This window comes from Guptibacillus sedimenti, assembly GCF_028610665.1.
Taxonomy (GTDB): domain Bacteria; phylum Bacillota; class Bacilli; order Bacillales; family Guptibacillaceae; genus Guptibacillus; species Guptibacillus sedimenti.
Window position 1 is genome coordinate 166187 of record NZ_JAQQWV010000004.1, and the last position, 21524, is coordinate 187710.

Annotated in this window: 24 protein-coding genes; 7 read left to right on the plus strand and 17 right to left on the minus strand. The window is 38.7% G+C overall.

Annotated features, from left to right (window positions below; genetic code table 11):
- Window positions 1-7 precede the first annotated feature (7 nt).
- Both PQ578_RS17475 and PQ578_RS17480 read right to left on the minus strand, forming a co-directional pair.
- Window positions 8-406, minus strand: a complete 399-nt coding sequence (locus tag PQ578_RS17475; RefSeq protein ID WP_098446437.1) for a YkvA family protein — start codon at window positions 404-406, stop codon at window positions 8-10.
- 121 nt (window positions 407-527) lie between these two features.
- Complete coding sequence (locus PQ578_RS17480) at window positions 528-725, minus strand: hypothetical protein (RefSeq protein WP_273835732.1); 198 nt, start codon at window positions 723-725, stop codon at window positions 528-530.
- Window positions 726-893: 168 nt separating this feature from the next.
- Between PQ578_RS17480 and PQ578_RS17485 the strand changes: the two genes are divergently transcribed.
- Entirely contained in the window at window positions 894-1262 is a 369-nt protein-coding gene (locus tag PQ578_RS17485) for a YtxH domain-containing protein (protein WP_273835733.1), read from the plus strand.
- 71 nt (window positions 1263-1333) lie between these two features.
- Complete coding sequence (locus PQ578_RS17490) at window positions 1334-1906, plus strand: HTH-type transcriptional regulator Hpr (RefSeq protein ID WP_273835734.1); 573 nt, start codon at window positions 1334-1336, stop codon at window positions 1904-1906.
- On the opposite strand, the gene PQ578_RS17495 is transcribed toward PQ578_RS17490, so the two are convergent.
- Entirely contained in the window at window positions 1903-2244 is a 342-nt protein-coding gene (locus PQ578_RS17495) for a DUF1878 family protein (protein ID WP_273835735.1), read from the minus strand. The two genes, PQ578_RS17490 and PQ578_RS17495, sit on opposite strands and share 4 nt — an antisense overlap.
- Window positions 2245-2481: 237 nt before the next feature.
- On the opposite strand from PQ578_RS17495, the gene PQ578_RS17500 reads away from it, so the two are divergent.
- A complete protein-coding gene (locus PQ578_RS17500) occupies window positions 2482-3027 on the plus strand; it encodes a DUF3267 domain-containing protein (RefSeq protein ID WP_098446432.1) in 546 nt (181 codons plus the stop codon).
- 139 nt (window positions 3028-3166) lie between these two features.
- Here the strand turns inward: PQ578_RS17500 and PQ578_RS17505 are convergent, their stop codons facing one another.
- Window positions 3167-3763 (minus strand): YpmS family protein, encoded by a 597-nt coding sequence (locus tag PQ578_RS17505; protein WP_160921425.1) that lies wholly within the window; start codon window positions 3761-3763, stop codon window positions 3167-3169.
- A gap of 126 nt (window positions 3764-3889) precedes the next feature.
- On the opposite strand from PQ578_RS17505, the gene PQ578_RS17510 reads away from it, so the two are divergent.
- Together PQ578_RS17510 and PQ578_RS17515 are read left to right on the plus strand one after the other, a co-directional pair.
- Window positions 3890-4069 carry a hypothetical protein gene (locus tag PQ578_RS17510; protein WP_159787079.1) on the plus strand — a complete coding sequence of 60 codons (180 nt, stop codon included), beginning with the start codon at window positions 3890-3892 and terminating at the stop codon, window positions 4067-4069.
- A 277-nt stretch (window positions 4070-4346) separates the two neighbouring features.
- The gene (locus tag PQ578_RS17515) at window positions 4347-5261 is read left to right on the plus strand and encodes a peptidylprolyl isomerase (protein ID WP_273835737.1); all 915 of its coding nucleotides are present in this window, start codon (window positions 4347-4349) and stop codon (window positions 5259-5261) included.
- Window positions 5262-5308: 47 nt separating this feature from the next.
- Here the strand turns inward: PQ578_RS17515 and PQ578_RS17520 are convergent, their stop codons facing one another.
- From PQ578_RS17520 to PQ578_RS17560, 9 genes are all read right to left on the minus strand, one after another.
- The gene (locus PQ578_RS17520) at window positions 5309-5584 is read right to left on the minus strand and encodes a sporulation YhaL family protein (protein WP_273835738.1); all 276 of its coding nucleotides are present in this window, start codon (window positions 5582-5584) and stop codon (window positions 5309-5311) included.
- 85 nt (window positions 5585-5669) lie between these two features.
- Window positions 5670-6887 carry an MDR family MFS transporter gene (locus tag PQ578_RS17525; RefSeq protein ID WP_337958027.1) on the minus strand — a complete coding sequence of 406 codons (1218 nt, stop codon included), beginning with the start codon at window positions 6885-6887 and terminating at the stop codon, window positions 5670-5672.
- 136 nt (window positions 6888-7023) lie between these two features.
- Window positions 7024-7995 (minus strand): 3'-5' exoribonuclease YhaM, encoded by a 972-nt coding sequence (yhaM, locus tag PQ578_RS17530; protein WP_273835741.1) that lies wholly within the window; start codon window positions 7993-7995, stop codon window positions 7024-7026.
- Between the two features lie 48 nt (window positions 7996-8043).
- Window positions 8044-9414: a sensor histidine kinase gene (locus tag PQ578_RS17535; protein WP_273835742.1), complete on the minus strand. Its 1371-nt coding sequence runs from the start codon at window positions 9412-9414 to the stop codon at window positions 8044-8046.
- Window positions 9411-10076, minus strand: a complete 666-nt coding sequence (locus PQ578_RS17540) for a response regulator transcription factor (RefSeq protein WP_159781125.1) — start codon at window positions 10074-10076, stop codon at window positions 9411-9413. Before PQ578_RS17540 ends, PQ578_RS17535 begins: the two co-directional genes overlap by 4 nt.
- A 4-nt stretch (window positions 10077-10080) precedes the next feature.
- Window positions 10081-12867: an ATP-binding protein gene (locus tag PQ578_RS17545; protein WP_273835743.1), complete on the minus strand. Its 2787-nt coding sequence runs from the start codon at window positions 12865-12867 to the stop codon at window positions 10081-10083.
- On the minus strand, window positions 12867-14108 hold the full coding sequence (locus PQ578_RS17550; RefSeq protein ID WP_273835744.1) for a metallophosphoesterase family protein: 1242 nt from the start codon (window positions 14106-14108) through the stop codon (window positions 12867-12869). The genes PQ578_RS17545 and PQ578_RS17550 overlap by 1 nt, the downstream gene beginning before the upstream one ends.
- 188 nt (window positions 14109-14296) lie before the next feature.
- On the minus strand, window positions 14297-15550 hold the full coding sequence (locus tag PQ578_RS17555; protein ID WP_273835746.1) for an ABC transporter permease: 1254 nt from the start codon (window positions 15548-15550) through the stop codon (window positions 14297-14299).
- Window positions 15543-16439, minus strand: a complete 897-nt coding sequence (locus PQ578_RS17560; RefSeq protein WP_420541583.1) for an ABC transporter ATP-binding protein — start codon at window positions 16437-16439, stop codon at window positions 15543-15545. Before PQ578_RS17560 ends, PQ578_RS17555 begins: the two co-directional genes overlap by 8 nt.
- A gap of 143 nt (window positions 16440-16582) precedes the next feature.
- Here PQ578_RS17560 and PQ578_RS17565 point away from each other — a divergent pair, with 143 nt between their 5' ends.
- On the plus strand, window positions 16583-16768 hold the full coding sequence (locus tag PQ578_RS17565) for a YhzD family protein (protein WP_098446420.1): 186 nt from the start codon (window positions 16583-16585) through the stop codon (window positions 16766-16768).
- 60 nt (window positions 16769-16828) lie between these two features.
- Here the strand turns inward: PQ578_RS17565 and PQ578_RS17570 are convergent, their stop codons facing one another.
- Window positions 16829-18310, minus strand: a complete 1482-nt coding sequence (locus PQ578_RS17570) for an aldehyde dehydrogenase family protein (protein WP_273835747.1) — start codon at window positions 18308-18310, stop codon at window positions 16829-16831.
- A gap of 159 nt (window positions 18311-18469) precedes the next feature.
- Window positions 18470-19321: a Cof-type HAD-IIB family hydrolase gene (locus PQ578_RS17575; protein ID WP_273835748.1), complete on the minus strand. Its 852-nt coding sequence runs from the start codon at window positions 19319-19321 to the stop codon at window positions 18470-18472.
- Between the two features lie 199 nt (window positions 19322-19520).
- Here PQ578_RS17575 and PQ578_RS17580 point away from each other — a divergent pair, with 199 nt between their 5' ends.
- Window positions 19521-19742 carry a hypothetical protein gene (locus PQ578_RS17580; RefSeq protein ID WP_273835749.1) on the plus strand — a complete coding sequence of 74 codons (222 nt, stop codon included), beginning with the start codon at window positions 19521-19523 and terminating at the stop codon, window positions 19740-19742.
- A gap of 153 nt (window positions 19743-19895) precedes the next feature.
- Here PQ578_RS17580 and PQ578_RS17585 read toward each other — a convergent pair whose 3' ends face one another.
- Window positions 19896-20264, minus strand: coding sequence for a YlbF/YmcA family competence regulator (locus PQ578_RS17585; RefSeq protein ID WP_159781116.1), 369 nt, complete (start codon window positions 20262-20264; stop codon window positions 19896-19898).
- Between the two features lie 83 nt (window positions 20265-20347).
- A complete protein-coding gene (locus PQ578_RS17590; protein WP_273835750.1) occupies window positions 20348-21490 on the minus strand; it encodes a DUF445 domain-containing protein in 1143 nt (380 codons plus the stop codon).
- Window positions 21491-21524 lie beyond the last annotated feature (34 nt).

Below are 21524 nucleotides of genomic sequence, written 5' to 3' on the forward strand. Positions count from 1 at the left end.
GGATTTTTTATATTCTCACTCCAGTTTCCCACTCACGAAACTTTTCTAGTTCATTCTTTAATTGCCCTGCTACAAATCCGATTACAGCTACATCGTCTAATAAGCCGATACCAACTAATAAATCTGGCACCGCATCAATCGGACTCACAAAATAAAGAAGTGCTCCCACAATCATGATGACAGATTTTTTGGAGATATCGCGATAACGACCTTTTCTAACTTCTTGAACGAGTCGTGAGAATGTTTTCACATCAACCCACATATCATCCATTCCTTTACGACCCTTATAGAGAGCTCCCTTTTTTAGAGATTCGATTGACACTTCTTGCATTCGATCTTTATCTTTCATTACGGAAACTGCTTTTTTTGTCATTCGTTTAAAAACACTTTTCACCATTCGATTCATCTTTTCACGCTCCTTTGCTATCCTTCTCTCTATAAGATACCTCAAAAGAGCGTCTTTCTAACCACCTATGTGTTTTTTTATGTTTGCGACTTGAAACGGCTGGGGAAAATAAGAAAGCGTGCTAGAAAACAAGCATAGCCATTGAAATACCCAGAATTAGAAAAACAACGGCACAAGTTCCAAACAAGTAAGCACTTTTTTGTTTCCGAATCATTTGTTCATTATGAAAAGAATATTTTCTAATAAGTAACAATCGACTAACCATAGCGGTTAATAATAAACTACCAGCTGCTATGAGAAAAAAGATAAATCCAGCCACACCCGTCCCCTCCCATTACCTTAGCGTATAGTTAAAGATATATGTAACAAAAGCTGTTTTCATAACCTAATAGAATAATGAACAAAATAAGCAGGATTTTTTAAGGGGACGGCGAACTAATTTGTTTAAGTGGCTATATAAGGATTTGGATAGGAAAGGATGATCATCATGGGGAAAGCGAAGACATTATTAAAAGGATTTATATTTGGAGGGGTAGTTTCAGCCGCTTCTGTACTTTTAACAACACCTAAATCAGGCAAAGAACTAATCGCTGAAACAAAAGTTAAGAGCGATGACATAAAAGAAGGATTTGCAAAGCTTAAAAGCGATTTGAACGAGCTTAGTACTCAAGTTAAACAGTTGTCTTCTGAAGGAAAAGAAGTGATCCAAGAAGTAGCTGCTGATTTGAAGCGCTCTATTTCTTCTTATCAACAGGACATTCAACCTAATTTAACAAGGTTAAAAGAAGATGTAGAAGAAATGCAAAAGACAATTGAGACAGTTAAAGATGAAGTAAACAGTCCGGCTTCGAAATAGCCGGTTTTTTTACAGACGATCAACAATATTCTAATATAGCTTGAAAGACCGATAAGAAAAGGAGGGCCTTTATGAAGGAAGAACAGGAAATTTCAATTCAAGAAGCGATGATTTTCAGTCATCGAATAGGCCAATTGAGTAAAGCACTCTGGAAATCTGTTGAACGTGATTGGCAAGAGTGGCTAAAGCCTTTTGATCTTAACATTAATGAACATCATATCCTTTCCATTGCTTACCACCTTGACGGGTCTTCTATTTCTGATATTGCCAAATTTGGTGTGATGCATGTTTCAACCGCATTTAATTTTTCAAAAAAGTTAGAATCTCGATCTCTTCTCACTTTTTCAAAAAAAGAGAATGATAAGCGCAATACATATGTACAACTTACTGAAAAGGGTGAGAAATTGTTGCAGGAAACGTGGAAACATTACTCTCCGAATCGTGATAGTGTCTTAAAAGCTTCCATGCCTATTCGAGATCTTTATGGTAAGTTTCCTGAATTTACAGAAATGATGTGTGTAATTAAAGAACTTTACGGGGAAGACTTTATGGAAATTTTCCAAAAGTCTTTCACCAAGCTTGAAAGTGAATTCTCAAAAGAATTCACAAGCCAGGATGACGAAGAACGATTGAAATCGTTTTAACGATAAGGTGATACTTTCAGAAGTGTCTCCATTAGTTCTCGGTAAGTCTCTTCCTGAGCAAGTAGTGCTTTAATTGTCATTAGCGGATCTAACTTAATATTTAACATACCTACAAAATGCGTGAGCAACGTTGAACGGTTTAAGAGACCTTCTTCGATTTGTTCATGCATTTTTTTATTTACTTCTAAACATAATTGAAACACTTCTGTTACCTCAGCCTCTGTTAGTCCTCTGTCAATCACAAGGCGATAAAATGGGTATTCTCCTTCCTCTTCCATCTTAGCAAGTAAGCGCATATGAAACTCAATTCGATCTAATCTTTTGTGGATAGCTTCCATGTTAACTTAACTCCTTACTTTGCGATCAATTGTACTTATAGTTTACCGGAACAGGGTATAAATTGAAATGTATTTTCCAGACTAATCCAGCGCGAAAAAGCGCTGATTTTGTCAAAAAGATTTCGACTTATTTCTTTACAAAAAAACGTGTTGATTTCTGCGTAGAATCGCTGTACAGTATACGAGTATTCACTATAACACGAACCCACATGAAAGTTACGGAAGCAGGTGATTCTTATGAATTGTTGGAAATCGATTTACCTTAATCGTGAATTCGGAACACATCGATTAACTATATTCTCGATGCTGTTAACTCTATTATACTTTATTGCATTTTATCTCGTCTTCAGTATGTTATATCCGACAACAAAACATGCGATTGTACCGATACTACCGTTTCTCGGTTCCCTGGCTGTCCTTTTTCCTATTCATAAGCTGATCCACTGGCTTCCTTTAACATTAGCCGGCTTAAAAGCAACGATGAAATTAGAAAAAGGATTTGTCCTCCTACCGATGATGCGCTGTGAAACGTGCAGTCCAATTTCAAGAAATCTTTTCTTAATTGCAGCTCTTGCACCAGCCGTTACGATTACGACTGCCGCAATTGTTGCATCAGTTTACATGCCAGCCTATGTATCGTTTTTCTCAATTCTGGCTGCGGTTAACCTTGGTTTTAGCTTTAGCGACTTTCTCTATGCCTCTCAAGTGCTTCGCGCACCAAAGAATGCATATGTAGAAGACCGCAGTGAAGGTTTCCATATCCTTATTAAACGAGCCTCTTAACTTACACCAAAAAAAGTAAGAAGAAATCCTAAAAGAACAGAGCGCTAAAACTTAGCGCTCTGTTCTTTTACTATTGCCTTGCAGTCAGCAGTATTGAATTCTCATAAGACTTCCTTCATAATAATGTTAGGACAACATGCTAATTAATAGGATAGTAGGCATCGAATACAATTTCATCATTAGGAAGGTCGAATGATTTCGCCCTAAGCTTCATATCATTCTTCAATTCTAATTCGCTTACAGCCATATAAATTGTCCCTTTATCAGAATCAATTGTTATTTCAGGCGGCAATGATGCCTGCTTTTTTATAAAGGAAAGAACTTTATCACTTGGAAGCTCAAGCAGACCAATCTGAAAAGATTTTTCTTTTAATAAAAGGTCACCATTTGGCTGTACCTGAGGCTCGAATTTAAGAAAAAAGTCCACTTTCCGATCAAAAATCGTTACGTATCCTTGAAAAGAGGCCAGCTCATCGAGATTAACACTATATCCAATGTTCTTTTGTTTCTCACTGTACTTTTCAAGTTCTTGATTAATGATTTCATTCAATTCATCTTTTTTCATCTGAATCGAAAATGTCGTTTCAAAAGGTTCTTCTGTATTTTTCTCATTTGAGAGTTTGGCAATCTCACTTTCAGGAAAATAGTATTGATAGAATCCTACGACACCTGCAAAAATGAGGACGACAGCAGCTAAGAGAATGATAAAGGCCGTCTTCCATCGGTTTTTAAACATTTGAACAGCTCCTTATGGGACGAATATTTTCCATGATACTACGGATTGAAAGATAAGTTAAAGAAAACCGTTATATATTTCTTCGAATTAACGAAATGGACTCTGGGAGGTTCTTACATGACCATTATTGGATTATTCTTCATCCTATTTGCGACTTTCATTCTAGTTACATTTAACTCTATGACAAATGCCCTATGCTTGAAGAAAAACATTCCTGAAGAAAAACAGCCAAATGTATTTAGAACCATTAACGTTCTTATTACGATTTTGCTCATTTCTTCCTACGTAGAAGTTTTATTCACTTAAGACACAAAGAGCGTATCTCCATGCATACTCAAAAAAGATGAGGCGATGAGCCTCATCTTTTTTTGTTTCGCCTGCTTCGTCTGCTCGACTATTGCCGTTCAAAAAAAGAAGAGGTTTCCTGCATTTAATTATATCAATTTCACACAGAACCTGGTTGTTTTGTGTAATTTTTCTCATATTTCCAATTCAATTTAACTTCACATATCTTTCTATGCTATAGTATTAACTGTATCACAATATTGTTAAATTTAACTAACCCTTTAGGAGTGTATACTTGATGAAAAAAATGTTCATTATGCTTTCTGCTTTAATCGCTTTACTTGCGATATCCGCTTGCAGCAATGATTCAGGAGATAATTCAGAAGCTGTCGTTGAAACAAGTGCTGGAAATGTTACACAGGAAGAATTTTATCAAGCATTAAAAGATCAAGCTGGTGAATCGGTACTAAGCGATCTAGTCCAAACGAAAATTCTAGAAGATAAATACGATGTTTCTGATAAAGAAGTTGAGAAAGAACTCGATAAGATCAAAGAAAATTTTGAAACAGATGAGCAACTTGAACAAGCCCTTCAATCAAATGGATACCAGGACATTGAGCAGTTTAAAGTCGATGTACGAAAGCAACTTCTTGCTCAAAAAGCGGCAACCGACGGTGTAGAGGTGACGGACGAGAAGCTTAAAGAGTTCTATGAAGATAATAAGAACCTCTTCACAGAACTAGAAGCAAGCCACATTTTAGTTGACGATGAAGAAACAGCGAAAGAAGTGCAAAAGAAACTAGAAGACGGCGGAGATTTTGCTGAACTTGCAAAAGAATATTCGAAAGATGGATCAGCTGAAAATGGCGGTGATCTTGGCGTATTCAAACAAGGTGACATGGTTGCAGAGTTTGAAGAAGCTGCCTTTGCATTGAAAGAAGGCGAAGTAAGTGACATTGTTCAATCACAATTTGGCTATCACATTATTAAGCTAAAGAAGAAAACAGTTATGTCCTTTGAAGATGCAAAAGATCAAGTTGAAGAACAGTATATGCTACAAAATGCCAAAGACGTTCCAACAGTTATTGATGAACTAATCAAAGAATCTGATATTAAAGTAAAAGATGATCAGTTTGAAGATCTCTTCAAAACAGAAGAGAAGGAAGAAAACACTGAAACTGAAGAGTCTGACGAGGCTCAATCAGAAGAATAACGTTAAAAAGACGAAAGGGCTTAGCCCTTTCGTCTTTTTTTATTGTGCTATTCCGGTATTCGCTGTTTCCTACGTTCGCGTTCTTCCTCCATTCTTTCCACGTACACTCTGCCTTCTTCTTCAATATGAATCTGATCAACCTTTCTCTCTTCAGCTGTTAATTGCATTGTCTTATAACCACTGTAGACAATACCTGCTAGAACGAAATAGATCCACCATGGAAATTGGGAGAATATGCCTGATAATGTAGCCGATACTTCTGTGAGTTGAAACAAACTTAAAATAAATAGAAAACCTAGAAGTATAAGAACGCCTTTCCTCATCCAAAGCACTTCCTTTCTTTCGTACAAGCTTCTTCAATTACTACACTTTATGTACAAAAGAAATGAATTATACCAGTTAGAAGAGTTAAGAATGGTTAACTCCCTGTTTCTCAGTCATGTCAAACATTACAAAATAGAGGAAAGCTGCACTCACTGCAAGAAAACTGATCAAGTAAAACGTCCACTGAAATCCTATTAAGGCTGTAAGTGGTATAGCTACTGGGGCGACCGTTCTACCGACAGTAAAACGAAGACTTGCAGCTGCAAAATATTGACCACGCATATGTTTTGGAGCTAGACGTGAAACGAATCCTTCTTGAATACCAACAACCATCAGCTCTCCCATTGTAAAAATAAACATAGCAATAGCAAGAAGCCATATAGAAGTAACGTTTCCAAATAAGATCATGCTTAGCGCATAGATCAAACAAGAAACAATAAAAACATTTCGCTCTTTAAATTGATTCATTTTAGTCGTCATATAAACGGTTAACAGCGCAACCAGTAAGCCATTTTCTGATATAAGCCAACTAAATATCTGATTGCCATCTGCTCTGATCGCAGTATTTAAGAACGTAAACACAGCTTGCTCTGGCACTTTTTCGCTTAAATAGACTGCGATTAATAAATCAAGCTGCATAAATGTCTGAGCGACAAGGACGCCAGCCAAAATAAATAACAGAAAAACTTTGTCATTCGCAATCACTCGATAGTCTTGAAGCTGAGTCCAAAGAAACTTTGTCCATTTCGTAGAAGAATCTGTAACGAGACTATTTTGTCTCTTTTCAGGAGCTGTCTCACGAATAAAGATGGAAATTAATACTGCCAAAGAGAAGCTGACGGCAGCAGCAATTAATAGTAACCCAAATCGATGCTGAAAGAAGAATAGTCCGCCTAGAATTGGTCCGACGACAACTGAAATATTGAGTGCCGTATAGAAGACAGCAAAGACTGTATTCCGGTCTTTTTCTTCCACAACATCTGCAACCATGGCATGACTAGCTGGCCAGTACAATGATCCGAAGATGCCAAGAACAGAAAAGCTTACAAACGTTAGCATCGGGGAACTAAGCCATGGAGAATTAGCAAACGCAAACACCACAAACGTGAATCCCTGCCCTAGAGCAGAAAGAAACATCATTTGCTTTCTTCCATATTGATCCGCGCAATACCCACCAATTAAATTAGCGATAACGGCAACAACCTGAGACAAAACTAGTAAAAGACCTGCCATTCCTTTTCCAAATGAATCTGAAAAATAAATGGCCATAAAGGGAAAGAACATCCAAAATAGAATGTTCATCAATCCCTCCCCAAATAGTCTAATCTTTAAATTCCGATCCCAATCCTTTATTTTCATGTCCATCCTCCGAGTAGTCCTTTTTCTCAGAAAAAAGAGAAATGGTTCAAAGAACGCATTTCCCTTCTGTTACCTTACTTTATTTTGTTGCATTTTCACTAATAGGGGTCATCTTAGGTTTATAAAATGAACGATTATCAAGTGCAAAGACGCGATCTGTAAATTCACCTGGCTCAACTTTATTTAGAGCTCGATCAAGCATATTCATTTTCGCATCAATGTTGTCAATCATATGCAAAATCTCTGCTTCCCGAATCATTGGAGGCTTTGGACTACCCCACTCCGCTTTACCATGGTGACTCAAGATCAGATGTTGAAGAAGCATAACTTCTTCACCTTCAATTTCTAAATCCTTTGCTGCCTGACCGATTTCATTCACCATGATTGATATATGACCGAGTAGCTTCCCTTCATTCGTATAGCTTGCTGCAATCGATCCTGATAGCTCTACGACTTTTCCTAAATCATGTAGGATAATTCCGCCGTAAAGCAAATCTGTATCAAGAGATGGGTATAACTGAGATAAGGACTTAGCAATATCAAGCATGGAAACGACATGATAAGATAATCCCGAAACAAACTCATGATGATTTTTTGTTGCGGCTGGGAAGGTCAGAAAGTCACTTTGATGTTTCTTTACAAGATGACGTGTAATACGCTGAATGTTTGGATTACGCATTTCAAACACATACTGCGTGATTTTCTCCATAATTTCATTCACTTCAAGTGGAGCTGATTCAACAAAATCACTTACTTTCACCTGGTCCATATCTGTTGCAAGGCGAATAGCTTTAATTCTTAGTTGATTACGTCCACGATAGTTTGTCACATCACCTTTCACCTTAATAATTTGTTGAGCATCAAAACTCTCTTCATCGTCAGAAGACGCGTCCCAGAGCTTAGCCTCAATATCTCCTGACTTGTCCTGTAAAATTAATGTAAGAAAAGGCTTTCCATTACTTGCTACGCCTTTCACTGATGATTTAATTAATAAGAAGTGATCCACTTGATCACCTACTCGGTAATGTCCGATTCCTTTGAATTCTTTCATCTTTCCACCTCCGGGTCAAAATGTATTTATTTAGTATAGCATAGCGCCTTACTCAGACCTTTCGCTTTGTTTTTTCGGCATTAAAATCGAAAAAACAACTCCCTGATCCAAATTGGTTACTTCTGCTATTCCTTTGTGACGTTCCGCAATTTTTTTAACGATCGCAAGTCCGATTCCAAATTGCCCTTTATCACCTTTTTGAAACGGTTCAAACAATCTATCTTTTTCTACTTTTTGAAATGATAGTGGTTCACCATCATTGTAGACTTCTAATATAATGTGTCCTTCATCCTCACGAGCCATTAAGTGGATCTCACTGTTAGCATAGCGCAATGCGTTTTGAACAAGGTTGTCCATAGCCGTTAACATTTGTTCATGTATTGCCGTCAATTCAATCTGTTCCCCTGATATCGAAAACGTCACATCTTCCCTCTGATACATAAATCGTTCACGAAGTTCTTCAGCAAGGACCCCAAAGCGAAATGTTTCCCATTTTCCTTCAGGCTCATCAATTGAATCCAGCTTAATATACGTCAGCATCCCTTTTACACGCTGCTCCATCCGATCGGACTCATTTAAAATGACTGTCATCGTATTATCGAGCGAATCAGGCATGACGCCATCTTTAATAGACTGCGCATAGCTTTTGATGATCATAATCGGTGTTTTCAACTCATGAGAAGCATGTTGGATAAATGTTTTCTGTGCTTTATCATATCTCATTAAGTTCTGCCTCATTGATTCAAACTGATTGGAAAGTTTCTGAAACTCCTCATCACCTTCCCATTTGAACGGCTCCTTCCAATTGCGGTTTGCAATTTGCTCAAAACGTTCCCCAAGCACGGTTAAAGGTCTTCGCAAATATTGCGCAATCCACGCTGCAGGAAAAAGGCTAAGAAACATAGCAAAGAGTAAAATGATAATTAACCTCCACCAGAGGCGGTCAATCATTTGATTGCGATACGTATCCCACATATAAGAAATAAAGTACGCTTCTTGTCCATTCACATCTACTTTGGATATCACATAAAACAGTGATGCCTGGTTATTATACGTAAGTTCATACCGTCCTTTATCTTTCTTCTGATCCAGCGCATTTTTACGCATTTCAATAATAACTTCATCCGGAATTGGATCTCCTTGTAGTGGGCCACTATACAGTCTTGTAATCAATGTATGTCCCACTGACCGCTCAGCGTCTCTCCGCTCGATGAAATCTTGATCTGTTTGAGGTGGAAGTGGACCATCCTGATCAGGAAACGTATATCGTTGTTGCTCACTCTCAATAATCTGGTAGGTTTCTTCTGTTAACGTTCCTTTAATAGAAAGAGGATAGATAACCGCAATCACGACGCCCACAAGCAGTACTAGAATCATAAACGAGAGCCAAATCCGTTTCGTTAAGTTCAGGCGAATCATGTGATTAACCGGTAACCAAGTCCATAAGACGTCTCAAGATTCATGCGGGGCATTTTTTTTCGTACACGTCTAATCACATCATCAACAGCGCGATCTGATCCAACATAATCGTCTCCCCAAACGTGAACAAGAATTTGTTCTCTAGACAATGTTTGATTAACGTGATCAACTAAATAAAGAATTAAGTCCATTTCTTTCGTCGTTAATTCAACAGGCTCTCCTCGATCTAGTACTTTTCTTGAAACAGGATCAATTTCATATTCTACAATTTCAAATCGTTTTTGGGAAGATTGCTGATACACTCGCTTTAATAGCTTTTTGGCGCGAATGATTAGTTCTCTCGGCATGAATGGCTTTGCAATATAATCATCACTTCCTAATTCAAGACCAACAATGCGATCAAGATCTTCATCTCTCGCTGAAATAAAGATAACCGGCACATCGTCCTCTGCCTTAATTTTCTTTAACAATTCATATCCATCAATTCCAGGAAGCATAATATCCAATATCCAAAGATGACAGGATTCGTGAATGCTTTCGAGCGCTTCTTCCCCACTCAAAAAAGTTTTCACTACAAATCCTTCCTTTTCCATATACGTTTTTAATATTTGAACTAGATTCTCTTCATCTTCAACCAAGTGTATTTTGTAAACTTCTTCCATAATATCACCTCATTAACTGATCTTTTTTATTTATCGCATCAGATGAACGTTCAAGTACATGCATCTTGTCATTTATCCCAACCGTGGTAGCTGTATGGCATGTTAATAAAATAACTTGATGTTCTTTAGAAAACTTCTTAATAAATGCTTTCGCAAGATTCGTCCGTTTTTCATCAAAATTCACAAAAATGTCATCAAGAAAAATGGGCATTTCTACTGCAGATATAGAAGCAAGTGCAAGTCTTATACACAAATATAATTGCTCAGCTGTTCCCCTACTTAATTCAGATGGCTTGTACGCTCGACCGCTCTTATGAACAACTCGAAAAGGTTCACCTTCTAAAGGTGGATAAATAGCGGTGTAACGCTCATCTGTAATGTTCTTGAAGTATTCTTCCGCTTTCTTCATCACAGCCGGTAGGCGTTCTTCTTGATATCTTGCTTTCGCTTTCGTTAGAAGATCAGATGCTACTTTCATGACAGACCATCTTCTGGCATAAGCGTTAATCTCATCCTCCTTTTGCTGCCGTTGTAAAAGCAACTCATCATACGTGCCATCTTCTGTTAAAAGACGAAGTTTTTCTTGCTCAGTAGCTATCTGCTTGTAAAGTGTTTGCTGTTTCTCCAATATAGACGCTTCTTCCTGCTCTACTTGTTGCCGCTGATCCTCTAATTCTTCCACGGTTGCAAATCTTACAGATGCATCCTCACTGAGCTGAGATGAAAGAGTAGCAAGCTGGTGGTTCAGCTCTTTTGCTTCTTGGTGAGCTTTTCCTTTTGTTCGATAGGCCTCTTCGCCTTCTGTCTCTGCTAACAGCATTAGTCCCTTTATTTCCTCATTACAGCTGTTTAATTTTGCAGAAACCTCATCGTACTGCTCCTCAATGGATTTTAACTTACTTTTCGCCATGTCAACTTTTTTCAAACTTTCTCTTTGTTCTTCAGCTTTTTGGAGCACGCGTTGAATCGCATTTTCAGGCGTTTGATCGTGTAAATTCACTTTGTCACATAAACGCTTCATTCTATCTTCGAACAAGGCTAAATGAGAGTCAAGCTCCTCTATCTGTTTCTGCTTTTGATGGCGGTCCGTCTGCAGCTTCTTAATTGAAACTACCCTGTCAAATGCGTCTAGCAATGATGTAGAAGGCAAATTTTCTGGAAACGAATGACGCACGCGCCATTCCTCCAAATCTTTATCAAGTTGATACCTCTCCGCTTCCCAAAGATCTACTTTTTCTGCAGCCTTAAAATAAGCTCGGTTAAGGCGATCAATTTGATCTTTTATTTGTTCAGCTTGTCGAGTCCACTCTCTCTCTCGGATCAGTGCCTCATCTTGCAAGCCGCCCTTAGAGGCCTTGGTTGTGTAAGTCATAAGGATTGCTCCACCGATAACAATAGCCGCCGCCACAAAACCAAGAAGCCAATTTTCAGCTAGACCTATCACTATCAGAAGTATGATGGCGACTGCCATCATCTCATATGGTCGCTTTTGTGTTGAAAAGCTTTCTCTTTCTCCCTTTTTATGCTTTTTCTCAGAAGCAATGCGTTCTTTTATGCGTTTATACTCATTTTCTTCTTTCTCAAGATCTTCTTTAGCCGTGAGAAATCCCTCATTAACGTATTGGTATTTCTGATTTGATTGCAGGTAGGCTTCTTTGATTTGTTTTAAACTTTCACGCCCTGAAAAAGACGTCTTCACAGGTTTTACTTTTTCTTCAGTTTCTCCTAATTCCTGCAACTCTGATTCAAGTGTTTTATCAAGTGATAAAAGTTCTTGCTTACGTCTTCTTCTTTCTTCTGTTCTTCCTCGGTAAAGAATCATTTCTTCGTTCAAAGAGGAAACTTCTTGTAAGAACTTTTTTGCATCAGGAAGAAGATGATTAGGATTAATTTCTGCTTGTAGACCCTGCTTTCTTTTCTTTAAACTTTCTAATTCCCCAGATAAAAGGACAGACTGGTCTTTCCATTTATCGAATCTACCAAGTCCTTCCTCTGGAAAAGGATCAAACTCAGGTAGAGTATCCAATAAATGATGAAGCTTCTGTTTCTGTTTTAGAAGAGGGAAAATTTGTTTCTCATAATCAAGTGTTCGCTGCTCAGATTGTAGTAATTGCAACCTTTCTGCATTGCCCTTCACTTGTGTTTCTAACTTCTCGACCTTCTCGATCAAATGGTTATAGCTCTCGTTTTTCTTCTCCCATTCGTTCGTCTTTTTCTTTAAAGACTCATAGCTTTCCAGTTTTTCATTAAGTTGTGGTTTTCTACCACCTGGCTTAAAAATTTCGCCTTGCCACTTTTCAAAGTTCTTTTCAATGGCAAGTAATGAAGCCCCGCCGCTCATACCGGCTTCATATAATACTTGATTCCAACCTTCCTCATCATAGTATTGATAGTCATTTAACGTTGTCAAATTACAAAAGAAAATTTGTTTAAAGCTCGTTCGATTCATTCCCTTTAATAGTGCCTTTAAATCGTCACTATCTCCAAATGAGCCGTTCGAATAGTAGATCACAACCTGTTCAGACGTGCGATCTTTCGTTCTTTCAATTCGAAACATTTCTCCATTATTTTCAACAGAAAGCACGCCTCCAAAACGCGGCAGTTGATTCATCTTGTAGTTATTTTCTTGACGAGCCTGAAAGCCAAATAATACGTATTCGATAAACGCAATAAGCGTTGATTTCCCTGCTTCGTTCTCTCCAAATATAAGTTGCAATTCAGTTGAAATATCTTCGATTCGATCATTTTCAAACTTTCCGAAACCATAGATTTCGATGCCTTTAAGTTTCATTACTCGCCATCTCCTTTTGAATCAATGAGGTAGGTGAGCAAGAGTTCTTCCGCTTCTTTTATTAACTGGCTTTCATCTTCTAATGGATGAAGTGCCTTTCTCGCTCGCCTGTGGCTATAGAGAGGGGATATGGCTTCTTTCAGATCATTTTGCTCATAGTGGTCTGAAATAAAGAGAATGTCTTGTAAAAAGCCACTCTGCTCTTTTAAACTGTCCCGATCCCATGAAGGCATAGAATGCAAAGATAATTTGTACGGCCACACAAATCCGTTATCTTCCATGTCTCGATTTAATTGGAGCGTCTGGAGAAGGTCATCTAATTGGTTTGCATACAGCAGATCTGTATGTAATGAACTTATCCCAATAAATTCAAAATTGATTAAATGCCCGCCTGTAGAGAAGTTTTCCTGATTCAGTATTTCTTCACAAACGTTTAGAAGTTGCCCCATGGAATTACATTTCCCAATATCAACAACTGGCCTATGCCATGTAACATCAGATGTTTGATGAAAAACCGTGACTGGATCAGCATCGCTTAACTTTACAAAATAACATCCCTTTTTGCCACGTTCTTTAGAATGAGCCCCCTGGATGTTTCCGGGATACACGATCGGTGGATTTTCCAGTAACTCTATCCGTTGATGAATATGACCAAGCGCCCAATAATCGAAGTTTTTTTCGATTAATTCACTTAATGTAAACGGGGCATAAGCAGAGTGCTCCGTCTGTCCTTCTAAATTTCCATGAAGCATTCCGATTTGGAAACTCTCTTCATCCGTCCTTTGATAAGCACTTACCATCCGTTCATTCACATGACGAGTTGGATAACTAAATCCATGAATCCAGGCAACCGTCTTCTCTTCTTGCTTGAATGGAACAGCTTCCACTTCCTCACTGAAAAAGTAGCTTGATTCTGGCCAAGTTAAAGCAGCCCACTCTCCGTCCAGTGCATCATGGTTTCCATGGGAAAGATAACTATAGATCCCCGCTTCATCTAATCTCTTTAACTCTTGTAAGAGAACCATCTGTGTCTTTATGCTACGATAGCTACTATCAAACAAATCTCCAACAAAAAGGACAAAATCGACACGTTGCTGAATAGCAAGATCAACGATAGCGCGCAAAGAGCGATAAGCACTTTCTCGAACAAATTCATGAATCGAAGTTGGTAATTGATTAGCACCGGTGAATGGTCTATCTAAATGTAGATCCGCACAGTGCAGAAAGGATACTTCTTTCATCACTCATCTCCCTTTCAAATGCTCTCTACCATTCATTTTACCATATCTAATCGAGCGCACGTTCGTACGCTTTCACATTCTTTACTCACCTCATCGAGCACTTATGAGCCCAACCGATGAAGATGTAAAAATAAATAAGACCCGAAGAAACCATATCTCCGGGTCTGCTAACTTCTTTTCAGTTGATGTTATTGTTCACGTTTCGATAACTTTAATGCTTTTCCAATGTCTTTTAATGAAGATGACTTTCCATACATGAGAACACCACCCCGGTAGACTTTCGCCCCCATAATGCCAAATAACACAATTGCCCCAACGAGCAACGTAAGGCTTAGAGCTACTTCCCAGAATGGAATCGAGAGCATTCCTACACGTAAAAACATTACGACCGGTGAGAAAAACGGGATATAGGATGAAATCGTGACAAATGTAGAAGATGGGGTACTTAGTCCGAACATCGCTATAAAAAAGGCAATTATTATAAGAAGCTGTATTGGCATGATCATCTGCTGCACTTCTTCTGCTCTACTAACGAGTGAACCGACCATAGCAAGAATTGTTGCATATAGTAAATACCCAAGAATAAAGAAGACAATCGCATAGACGATAAGCGAAGTTGACAAGTTGCCGAAATCAAGAAATGAAAGGAATCCTGTTTCTGTGAGTTCGTCTTCCTGCATTTGCATAAACAGATAACCACTCGCAATAATAATGGCGTATTGCGTTAAACCAAGCAAAGCGATTCCAAGAATTTTTCCAAACATTTGCTTTACAGGAGAAACACTTGAAATTAAGATCTCCATCACTCGTGATGATTTTTCAGTTGCTACTTCAACAGCTACCATATTCCCATAAAAAATGACTGAAAAGTAGATAACGAACAAGAGCACATATACAAACACGCGCGCTTGATTCAATTCCTCCTCCGTCTTCGCCCCTTTTTCTAAAGCTACTTTCTCAAACTGTACAGGCTGATCAATTTGATTAAGCTGCTCCGGAGTTACGCCAGCTTTTTCAGCTGCGATTGTACTCTTCATTTGTTGAAGAGCTGTTTCAATTACTTGAGGAGTGACTTGTTCTGCCACCGTCTCAGCTTTATAAAGACCTGTCGGCTCGAGAGCTTCATTTTCTTCTAGAACCAAGTAGCTGTCAAGGTCTCCCTGTTCGACCGCCTGTTCCGCTTCATATTCTGTTCCCTCGAACTTTTCTAAGACAATTTCCGCGTCCATCATCTTGATTTGATTTTCAAGGGATCTATAAAACGAGCCAGTATCAATTACCCCAACACGGTCGGCCTCACTTGAATCGAACGTATTCATAATGGTTGAGATGTTCGTAATTAAAAAAATCATCAATAATGTAATAACCGTCGTAATAATAAAAGCTTTGGACTTTAAACGGTTTAAGTACGTCTGGGATAGGACAATGAAAAACTTATTCATATGCCGCACCCACCTTTTCAATGAAAATATCATTTAATGACGGCTCTTCTAATTCAAACTGTCGAACAAACCCTTTACTTACCAACTCTCGTAAAACGGTTTGAGACACTTGTTCATTTTCAATTTGAACGATGCTATGATTCAATCCCTGTTTCAATCGAACAACTCCGGCAACGTTTTCTAAAAAGGCAACGTCAAAATCTGCATCAATTCGAATATTCTTTTTTCCATATGAACGTTTAATTTCTTTTAAATTTCCCGATACAACTGATTTTCCTCTATGCAGGATACAAAGATGCTCACAGAGCTCTTCCACATGCTCCATGCGATGACTGGAAAACAAAATGGTCGTCCCACTCTTTTTTAAATCAAGCACAGCCTCTTTTAGCACTTCAACATTTACTGGGTCAAGACCACTAAAAGGCTCATCAAGAATGAGCAATTCCGGCTTGTGAATAACACTTGCAATAAATTGAATTTTTTGTTGGTTTCCCTTCGATAGTTCTTCTACTTTCTTGTCAAGGTACTCAGGGACTTTAAACCGTTCAAGCCATATCGCTATTTCTTTTTCAACTTCTGCTTTTTTCATTCCTCGTAACTTACCAAGATAAATGAGTTGCTCTTTCACTTTCATCTTTGGATAAAGACCGCGTTCTTCAGGTAGGTAGCCAATTAAATGACTGGAATCATAAGAGATCCCTTCTCCCTTCCAACTAATGGTTCCTTGTGTTTGATCAATAAGTCGCAGTAACATCCGAAAGGTGGTGGTTTTACCCGCTCCATTCCCACCGAGCAAACCAAAAATCTCATTCTCTGGAATAGATAAATTAAGACGCTCAACTGCTGTAAAAGCGCCAAACTGCTTTGTTACATTTTGAAATTCGAGCATAATTACCCCCTCTTAATTGACCTTACTTCATTCGAAACACTCCTCGATAAGTATAACGTTTGATTCATCTAAAAGATTCGTTTTTTCAGAAAAAAGTGACAACAAATTGATCAATCGGTAAACTACTAATAGGAGGGGATAACATGGAAAAATACATTATCACGGCATTTGAAAAAAGTGGCGCTACCGTTCTTGATGAAAGTTTTGAGGCGCAAGACGACAAGGAAGCTAAAAAAGTGGGCGAAGAGCTGTTGAAACAAAAAGGATTTGAAAATCATACGGCACGTGTCGTATCATCTGCAGGTAAGTTGATCGTCTTAAAAAGATAGCTGAAATGGACTACCTCACAAAAACCGCCCGTCCATAAAGGACGAGCGGTTCTCTTTTGATTACTTTAAGTTAATCCAAACGCTCTTCACTTCTGTGTAGTTATTCAGAGCATAAGAGCCCATTTCTCTTCCGATACCAGATTGCTTATAGCCACCAAACGGAGAAGCGGCGTCAAACGCATTGTAGCAGTTCACCCATACCGTTCCGGCTTTTATTTTATTTGCAACATAATGAGCAGACTTCAGATTCTCTGTCCAGAGTCCGGCTGCGAGACCATAGTTAGAGTCATTTGCTCGTTCGATCACTTCATCAAGGTCTTCAAACGGCATTGCCGCAACAACAGGGCCAAAGATTTCCTCTTTTGCAATCGTCATTTTATCATCTACATCAGAGAAAATGGTTGGCTGGACGTAGTATCCCTTATCATAAGGAACTTGTCCACCAGTCAATAATTCTGCGCCTTCATCTTGTCCTTTCGAAATATATTTCATAACTCGCTCGTGCTGTTCAGCCGATACAAGTGGGCCCATTTCAGTATCAGGATCCAAGCCAGCTCCCTGCTTGATCTTTTGACTATGGCTTACTAAGTCAGCCATCACATTATCATATGCTTTCTTCTGAACAAAAAGTCTTGATCCCGCACAGCAAACCTGGCCCTGATTAAACATAATACCACTTAACGCGCCTGGTATCGCTTTTGCCATATCAGCGTCAGGTAAGATAATATTTGGAGACTTCCCACCGAGTTCAAGCGTAACCCTCTTCAAATCATTTGAAGCCTGATTCATAATATATTTCCCAACCTCAGTCGACCCAGTAAATGCAATTTTATCCACATTTGGATGTTTGACGAGTGCATCCCCTGCCGTCTCACCATATCCTGGTACAACGTTCACGACACCTTCAGGGAAACCAGCCTCTTCCATTAATTGAGCTAAGTAAAGTGCTGAAAGCGGCGTTTGCTCCGCAGGCTTAAGTACAACCGTACAACCAGTTGCTAGAGCAGCACCAAGTTTCCAGGCTGCCATAAGTAGAGGGAAATTCCATGGAATGATTTGTCCCACAACACCTAATGCTTCATGGCGCGTATAGTTAAAGAACGGACCGTTAACTGGAATGGTTTGTCCCATAATTTTGGTTGACCAACCTGCATAGTAGCGAAAATGCTCAATCGCAAGTGGAACATCCGCATTTTGCGTCTCACGAATTGGTTTACCATTATCAAGCGTATCAATCATCGCAAGCTCTTCTTTATTTTCTTCCATCAAATCAGCTAGCTTATAAATTAAGCGACTTCTAGCAGAGGCAGACATGCGAGGCCACGGTCCGCTATCAAAAGCTTTCCGAGCTGACATAACTGCTTCATCAATATCGTCTTTCATTGCTTCACTAACTGTAGCAAGTACTTCACCTGTTGAGGGGTTTAGCGTATCAAATGTTCTACCTGATACCGAATCCTTCCATTGACCGTTAATATAAAGTTGCTTTGTGCCTTTCAGAAATTCCGTCACCTTTGGATTCAAGTCGAGTAATTTTTGCATACTATCCCTCCAGAATTCAAAATTATCAAACATTATACATATTAGCTGTTTTTTCGTGAAAGCCTTTTCATTTCAGGAAAATGATTCAAAAGTCGCACAAAAGACGCCTTCATTCCCTACTATTCGTCAGGGTTCGATGAAGGCGTCCATAAGCTTGAGCTACCTTTTTAGTTGGACACGCATTTGCTTTCGAAAAACTTCTTTTACCATATAAGAAACGCCTTGTTGGTCATTTGATCGCGTTACCCAGTCGGCAAGTCTCTTTAATTCATACGAAGCATTCCCCATTGCCACGCCAAGACCCGCTTGTCGAATCATTTCAGCATCACAATCTGCGTCACCGATTACAACCATTTCATCCACAGGCACTCCTAATTTCTCCCCTAAAATACGAAGTCCTTTTGCTTTAGAAACGCCTTTTGGAATGATCCCAAAATTACATTTTGTCGATCGAACAACGGATATCGAAGGAATGCGCTCCTCTAACATAAGACGTGCTTCCTCTCTTTCTTCTTCATTAAAGAAATGCGCATCAATTTTTGGAGGAGAGAGGTCTTTCTTTTCTAAATACTCACTTAGTGTTTCCACAAAGTTTACAGGATAAAATAATGGATCTCCTATACCTAGCGTCATCTTTGCTGATAAATAGTTGTTATGCTTCACTCGATTTCCAACAGCTAGCCGTTCATGAATGATGCGAATATGGCAATCGAATTCCTCTAGAATATTAACAATCTTATTAACATCTTCGTTTGAAATCCTTTCTTCATAAATTGGCTTTTCAACCTCTTCAGCAATAAAGGCGCCACTATGCGTAACGAGCATGACGTCATCTAACTTCACTGCCCTTGCAATTTTCTTAGCAGATGCAAAGTTACGACTCGTTGTGAGCGTTACGTATACTCCTTTCTCTCTCACATAACTAATGGCTTCCTTCGTTTCTTTGTCAATTTTATGATTAGATCTAAGTATTGTTCCATCAATATCTAATGCTAGAAGTTGATAAACCATTTAAATCCCTCCCATATAGAAGTACTCCCTTCCCCACTTATCTCTATGACTCGTAAATCTTGTCTTATCACATTAAAATTCATGTAAAATCCTTCATTCCCAAAATTAGGCGTTTAGAAAAGGAAAAGCGTGGGAAGTTTTAATATGAAACTAGTATTATTACAAACGTATTACAATAACGGAGAGGGGTCTTAAACATATGACAAAGGGGAAAGAAAGAATCAGATTTGACTGCACAGGAGCATTTAGTGAGCCGCACATTTATAAATGTTCTGAGTGTGACCATGAATTTCGAGGAACAATTGCCGAAGGTCAGGAAAGAGCTCATCAATTAAACTGTCCTCATTGTTCAGTAGAAGAAACGATTATTACACAGCCAACTCAGTTTGAGGTCATTGGCGTCATTGAGAACGCTTCCTAAGCACTTATCCTTTTTTGTAACTTTTCTCATCATTTTGAGCTTATTCGAATGAAGCATATGTTTCACTCGAATAAACCCAAAATCAAATCATTGAGAGTATGAAATAGAAATTATATAAAAAAACCGCTCATCCTGAGATGAACGGTTTTTTAATTACTGCTGAATGTCTTCTTCAGGGCTACCGTAAAGGTCCTCTAGAGGCTTCGTTACGATTTTGTTAATGTCCTGAATGACCTGACTCATGCGTTGCTCTTGTTGCATCAACTGAGAAATCACTTCATGCTGCTGAACAAGTTCAACCTGTTGTTGAGCTTTTTGAGCTTCTTCTTCTGTGATCTGTTGACCAGACATTTGCTTCTGTTGAAGCTCCATTTGCATGTTGCGGAAGTTATCAAAAAGTTTCTTTGATACTTCATCTTGGTTTACCTGATCATATAATTCTTTAAGCTTCGTGTAGTCCTCATGCTCGCGCATTGCGCTTTCTAATTCGTATGCTACGTCGTAAAGATTTTTCTCTGCCATTGTATATACCTCCTTAGTAAGTGAGGATTATTTCGCTCTCATAACCCTATACTTCCCCACTATAACAAAGACTGAAACGAAATTCATCCCATAAGGGTAATGATTATGCCCTGGATCAACCCAATCAACCCTCCGAGTACTGCCCCAAGATACGTTATCATTTTAAATTCTCGTCTGGATATCGATAAAACCATTTCTTCGAGACGCCCTACAGAGAACGTCTCTACCTGACTTTTCACCACATCGGCAAGATGCAGTTGTTCCATGAGCGGCTGCAAATTCTGACTTAGGTACTGACCAGCTGCATCCACTATTCTTGGCACAAAGTCTTCAACAATACGCTGTTTATAAGGCTCTATTGCTTCTGATAGGCTTAAATTCAACACACGCTGAATTGGAAGTTCATCCACAATAAGGTTTGTTATTCCTTGCACGAGCTCTTCTGAATCGAATTTGTCTTCAAACGTCTCTAATTTCGTTTCTTTAAGCGATTGCCATTCTTTCTCCAGCATCGTAATGATAACATTTTGAATATCTTTTTGCTTCAAAAGGCGAAGCAGCTCAGGTTGCACCTTATCGACTAATCTTGTATTCGTAAAAAACATATTAATCATACTTCCAAGCGTTCCACGGTCAGCAAGATAACGATCAATCATGACAGATAGTTTGTTCTTCCCTTCAGAAGAAGCGATGTAGTCACTGATTTTCGTTAAAATAAGATCTGCAATCGGTTCGATTGCTCCATCAATTCTCTCCTGTGTTTTCTCTGGAAGAACCTCAGTTAATTCCTTGCTTTTTAAACTCACTAGTTTTGTTTCAATTTTTTTAGTAAGATACGTGCTTGCTTTTAATCTTATTTCTTGCTCGGGATTCTCGAGATGAAGTCCTCGCTTTAAAAGATCCTCGATTTTTTCATCAGACTCTACTAATTTCAACACTTCTTTTTGCGCATACTCAATCATCGTACGCTTGAAAACAGGATCATTCATTTTTTGCTGAATTCCTTCAGCAGTTAAAAGGTGTTCAACGACCATTTTTCCAAGTTGCACTGCTAATTCATCTCTTCGCTTCGGAATGAGACCAGGAGTAAATGGAACTTTCCATTTACCTATGTACCGAGCTTGATATGGTCTAAACAGCATTTTAATCGCTAATGAATTCGTGAATCCACCTATTACTGCGCCAATAGCGATCATAAAGAGGATTGTTATAATTATGGATGACATGATACCTCAACCTTTCTATCCTTCACGTTCACAT

Coding starts and splice junctions, on each gene's coding strand:
- PQ578_RS17475 (WP_098446437.1), bottom strand. CDS start 406: ATGAATCGAATGGTGAAAAGTGTTTTTAAACGAATGACAAAAAAAGCA.
- PQ578_RS17485 (WP_273835733.1), top strand. CDS start 894: ATGGGGAAAGCGAAGACATTATTAAAAGGATTTATATTTGGAGGGGTA.
- PQ578_RS17490 (WP_273835734.1), top strand. CDS start 1,334: ATGAAGGAAGAACAGGAAATTTCAATTCAAGAAGCGATGATTTTCAGT.
- PQ578_RS17495 (WP_273835735.1), bottom strand. CDS start 2,244: ATGGAAGCTATCCACAAAAGATTAGATCGAATTGAGTTTCATATGCGC.
- PQ578_RS17500 (WP_098446432.1), top strand. CDS start 2,482: ATGAATTGTTGGAAATCGATTTACCTTAATCGTGAATTCGGAACACAT.
- PQ578_RS17505 (WP_160921425.1), bottom strand. CDS start 3,763: ATGTTTAAAAACCGATGGAAGACGGCCTTTATCATTCTCTTAGCTGCT.
- PQ578_RS17515 (WP_273835737.1), top strand. CDS start 4,347: ATGAAAAAAATGTTCATTATGCTTTCTGCTTTAATCGCTTTACTTGCG.
- PQ578_RS17520 (WP_273835738.1), bottom strand. CDS start 5,584: ATGAGGAAAGGCGTTCTTATACTTCTAGGTTTTCTATTTATTTTAAGT.
- PQ578_RS17525 (WP_337958027.1), bottom strand. CDS start 6,887: ATGAACATTCTATTTTGGATGTTCTTTCCCTTTATGGCCATTTATTTT.
- yhaM (WP_273835741.1), bottom strand. CDS start 7,995: ATGAAAGAATTCAAAGGAATCGGACATTACCGAGTAGGTGATCAAGTG.
- PQ578_RS17535 (WP_273835742.1), bottom strand. CDS start 9,414: ATGATTCGCCTGAACTTAACGAAACGGATTTGGCTCTCGTTTATGATT.
- PQ578_RS17540 (WP_159781125.1), bottom strand. CDS start 10,076: ATGGAAGAAGTTTACAAAATACACTTGGTTGAAGATGAAGAGAATCTA.
- PQ578_RS17545 (WP_273835743.1), bottom strand. CDS start 12,867: ATGAAACTTAAAGGCATCGAAATCTATGGTTTCGGAAAGTTTGAAAAT.
- PQ578_RS17550 (WP_273835744.1), bottom strand. CDS start 14,108: ATGAAAGAAGTATCCTTTCTGCACTGTGCGGATCTACATTTAGATAGA.
- PQ578_RS17555 (WP_273835746.1), bottom strand. CDS start 15,550: ATGAATAAGTTTTTCATTGTCCTATCCCAGACGTACTTAAACCGTTTA.
- PQ578_RS17560 (WP_420541583.1), bottom strand. CDS start 16,439: ATGCTCGAATTTCAAAATGTAACAAAGCAGTTTGGCGCTTTTACAGCA.
- PQ578_RS17565 (WP_098446420.1), top strand. CDS start 16,583: ATGGAAAAATACATTATCACGGCATTTGAAAAAAGTGGCGCTACCGTT.
- PQ578_RS17570 (WP_273835747.1), bottom strand. CDS start 18,310: ATGCAAAAATTACTCGACTTGAATCCAAAGGTGACGGAATTTCTGAAA.
- PQ578_RS17575 (WP_273835748.1), bottom strand. CDS start 19,321: ATGGTTTATCAACTTCTAGCATTAGATATTGATGGAACAATACTTAGA.
- PQ578_RS17580 (WP_273835749.1), top strand. CDS start 19,521: ATGACAAAGGGGAAAGAAAGAATCAGATTTGACTGCACAGGAGCATTT.
- PQ578_RS17585 (WP_159781116.1), bottom strand. CDS start 20,264: ATGGCAGAGAAAAATCTTTACGACGTAGCATACGAATTAGAAAGCGCA.
- PQ578_RS17590 (WP_273835750.1), bottom strand. CDS start 21,490: ATGTCATCCATAATTATAACAATCCTCTTTATGATCGCTATTGGCGCA.